Source organism: Nocardioides sp. NPDC057772 (genome assembly GCF_042798075.1).
GTDB lineage: Bacteria > Actinomycetota > Actinomycetes > Propionibacteriales > Nocardioidaceae > Nocardioides.
Window position 1 is genome coordinate 1 of sequence record NZ_JBHVKN010000267.1, and the last position, 3,673, is coordinate 3,673.

4 protein-coding genes are annotated in these 3,673 nt (G+C 69.5%); 1 reads left to right on the forward strand and 3 read right to left on the reverse strand.

Features of this window, described 5'->3' with window-relative positions; translation table 11 throughout:
* Positions 1–66 precede the first annotated feature (66 nt).
* Positions 67–885, reverse strand: a complete 819-nt coding sequence (locus tag ACFVJS_RS25840) for an ABC transporter permease (RefSeq protein ID WP_378886349.1) — start codon at positions 883–885, stop codon at positions 67–69.
* Positions 882–1,799: an ABC transporter ATP-binding protein gene (locus tag ACFVJS_RS25845; RefSeq protein WP_378886351.1), complete on the reverse strand. Its 918-nt coding sequence runs from the start codon at positions 1,797–1,799 to the stop codon at positions 882–884. Before ACFVJS_RS25845 ends, ACFVJS_RS25840 begins: the two co-directional genes overlap by 4 nt.
* Before the next feature lie 159 nt (positions 1,800–1,958).
* Here ACFVJS_RS25845 and ACFVJS_RS25850 point away from each other — a divergent pair, with 159 nt between their 5' ends.
* Complete coding sequence (locus ACFVJS_RS25850) at positions 1,959–2,654, forward strand: DsbA family oxidoreductase (RefSeq protein ID WP_378886353.1); 696 nt, start codon at positions 1,959–1,961, stop codon at positions 2,652–2,654.
* 21 nt (positions 2,655–2,675) lie between these two features.
* On the opposite strand, the gene ACFVJS_RS25855 is transcribed toward ACFVJS_RS25850, so the two are convergent.
* Positions 2,676–3,245 (reverse strand): O-methyltransferase, encoded by a 570-nt coding sequence (locus tag ACFVJS_RS25855; RefSeq protein WP_378886355.1) that lies wholly within the window; start codon positions 3,243–3,245, stop codon positions 2,676–2,678.
* Between the last annotated feature and the right edge of the window lie 428 nt (positions 3,246–3,673).

A 3,673-nucleotide genomic window follows, 5' to 3' on the forward strand; every position in this document is an offset into this window, starting at 1 on the left:
GTCCCAGGTTGCTGGGACAGATGCGCCGACTCGGCGGTTGTGGGTGGGACAGTTGCGCCGACTCGGCTATTTCACCTCGGACCTGAGGACGAGGCGGAGGCCGATGAGCGTGGGGATGACCAGCCAGATCAGGCCGGCGACGCCCAGCTGCGCCCACATCTTGTCGGTCATCTCGGAGTAGAGGTTCATCGTCGCCCAGTTGAGGTCGAACCAGGTGGCGTGCTCGGCCCACCAGGTGTTGGTGGAGGCGAGTGCCGAGGAGACGGTCGGAAGCACGAGGGCGTAGACGAAGTACGCCACGATGGCCGCGGGGGAGTTGCGGAAGAGCATCCCCAGCATGAAGCCCATGAACATCCCGATCTCGCTGGCCAGCGTGACCCGGGCGAGCTCGGCGAAGGAAAGGTTCCAGACGGGGTCCAGATCCATGACGGTCGCCACGCCGAGGTAGCCCAGGGCGCCGACGAGTGCTGCGACGGCGATGGCGGCGACTCCGACCAGGGCAGTGACCACGGCTTTCGCGCCGATCACGCGACCACGTCCGGGCACCAGGGTGAAGGTCGTCAGCGCGCTGCGGGCGCTCCACTCACTCGTGACGGCGAGCACCGCGATCATCGGCAGGATCACGGACATAGGGATGCCCCAGGCACTGGCGAAGCCCTCGTAGTCGAGGTTGTCGGCGTCCACGAAGACGATCGTCGCTGCGGTCGCGGCCAGGGAGAGCACGACCAGGCTGGCCATCAGCCAGAACCCCGAGCGGGTGTCGAACATCTTGCGCAGCTCGACGCCGGCGATCCGGCCGAACGGGATCGGGGCGGGCACGGGCCGCTGACGGCGGCGTACCGCAGCCGGGCTGGCCGGCTCCGGGGCGATGGTCGTGGTGGTCATGCTGCTTCCCTTTCCGGGGTCTGGAGGTGGTCACGCTGGGTCTCGGCGGTGAGCTGGAGGAACATCTCCTCCAGACCGGCGCCGTCGGCGGCGCGGAGCTCGGACAGCACCAGCCCGGCGTCGAAGGCGATCTGCCCGACGGTGGCGAGGTCGGCGTCGCTGCGGACGGCGCCCTCGGTGGTGATCTCGGCGGTGTGCCCGGCCCGCTGCAGCGCCCGGCCGAGTGAGGTGGGATCGCTGGAACGGGCGTACGTCTCGCCGCTGGCGAGCAGCTCCTGCTTGGTGCCCTGGGCGACGATGCGGCCGTTGCCGATGACCACGATGTCGTCGGCGATCACCTCGATCTCGTGCAGCAGGTGCGAGGAGAGCAGCACGGTGCCGCCGTCGTCGGCGAAGCCGCGCAGCAGGTCGCGCATCCAGCGGATGCCGGCCGGGTCGAGGCCGTTGGCGGGCTCGTCGAGGATGAGCACCTCCGGGTCGCCGATCAGAGCCGTCGCGATCCCGAGCCGCTGCCGCATCCCAAGCGAGTAGTTGCGTACCCGGCGTCCGGCCTCCTCCTCGGTCAGGCTGACCCGCTCGAGGGTCTCGGCGACGCGGGACTTCGGCAGACCCATGGTGCGGGCCGCCAGCGTGAGGATCTCGCGGCCGGTGCGGCCGCCGTGCTGGGCGGAGGCGTCGAGGAGCACGCCGACCTCTCGGCCGGGGTTGGGCAGCTGGGAGAAGTGACGGCCGAGGAGATGGGCACTGCCGGCGGACGGATCGGTGAGCCCGACCAGGATGCGCATGGTCGTGGACTTGCCGGCGCCGTTGGGGCCGAGGAAGCCGGTCACCCGTCCGGGCTCGGCTGTGAAGGTCACGTTGTCGACGGCCGTGAACCTGCCGTACCTCTTGCTGAGGGCATCGATCTGGATCATGCTCCGAGCCTCGCCTGAGGTGGTACCCGCGCGCGTCCGGCAGACCCCTGGCAGATCCCTGGTGGGTTCCTGGCACTTCCCCTGAGCTCCCCTGAGACCGTCTCGGGGTAGATCGGTCCGTTGCGGAATGTTTCGTACCGAATCAAACGTTCCCGTGACATGCGTATTGATGTCTGGTCCGACGTTGTCTGTCCGTGGTGCTACATCGGCAAGCGCCACCTCGAGGAAGCCCTGGAGCGCTTCGAGCACAGCGACGACGTCGAGATCGTCTACCACTCCTTCGAGCTCGACCCGACCGCTCCGGAGGTGCCGGTGGAGACCACGGTGGAGGCGCTGGCGAAGAAGTTCGGCGCCTCCGTCGACCAGGCGCGCGAGCTGATGAAGAAGGCCAACGTGCCCGCCGCGGCGGCCGGGCTGGAGTTCCGCCACGAGGACACCCCGCACGCGCGCACCATCGACGCCCACCGGCTGCTCCACCTCGCCAAGGCCGAGGGCAAGCAGGCCGCGCTCAAGGAGGAGTTGCTCGCGGCGTACTTCTCCCGCGGTCAGTCGATGGGTGACCACGCCGTCCTGAAGCAGGCCGCGCTCAGCGTCGGGCTCGACGCCGACCGCGTGGACGAGGTGCTCGCGAGCGATGAGTTCGCCGGCGACGTGCAGGCCGACATCGACCAGGCGCGGGCCTACGGCGCCACCGGGGTGCCGTTCTACGTCGTCGAGGGGCAGTACGGCGTATCCGGCGCCCAGCCGACCGAGCTGTTCAGCCAGCTGCTGGGGAAGGTGCACGCCGAGACCAAGCCGGCGCTCACCATCGTCGGCGACGGCGACGCCTGCGGTCCCGACGGCTGCGCGATCTGACCGCCGCGCCCGTGGCGGGGCTCAGCGCTTGGTGGCGATCAGCACGCTGGTGTCGGGGGCGACCATGACCTCGACGGTCGTGAAGCGCTCGTCGGTGAGCCAGGACTCGCGCAGGCTGTCGACCCGGCCGTAGACGATCGGCGGCCACAGGTCGGTGGGGATGAGGTCGTCGATGACGACGATCCCGCCCTCCTCGACCAGGTCGGCGAGCTGGTCGGGGGAGACCCCGCCGGGGGTCTCGGCGTCGAGGAAGAGCAGCGCGAACGGCCCGCGGTCGCGGAGGATGGCCCAGTCGGCGGCGATCACCTCGACCTGCTCGTCGTCGGCGAAGATCTCCGAGGCCTCCTTGGCGAGGTGCTCGTCGAGCTCGGCGGAGACGATCTTGGCGGCCCCGCCGCGTACGCCGCTGCGCAGCCAGGCGGTGCCGACGCCGCACCCGGTGCCGAACTCGGCCATGGTGCCGCTGCGCGTGGCCGCCAGGGTCGCCAGCAGCCGTCCGGTCTCGTTGCGGCAGAACGACACGTAGCCCGCGCGACGGGAGACGTCGAAGGCGCGGGTCACGATGTCTGGCAGCTCTGGAGGTGCGCTCACAGGACCAGTCTTCCCGATATCACGTGTGGGCGCGCGCACGGGTGTCTCGGATAGCGGACCATTCGTCCAGAACGGCTCCCTGGAGGCGTCTGCCGGGTTAACGTCAGAACACCATGCGGAGCATTTTTCTCGTACTCGAGTGCCGCGACGGGGCCCGGCGGTAACGACCGCAGGAGAAGCCACCTCGTCGCGGTGGCTTCCGTCTTCACAAGACCCCGGCTTCTCTCCCACACCCCTCTGATTTCCCGATGTGTGAAGGAAGAAGCCATGTACGCGATGTACCCCGACAGTCCCGCCGAATACAGCGAGTGGACCCGCGAGTGGGGCCCGGCGAGCCACAACCCGGAGAACCCGCACAGCGTCGAGAACACCATCGCCGCGGTCCAGCGGGCGCTCGACCTGCGGGACAACGGCGGCCAGCGGCCCGA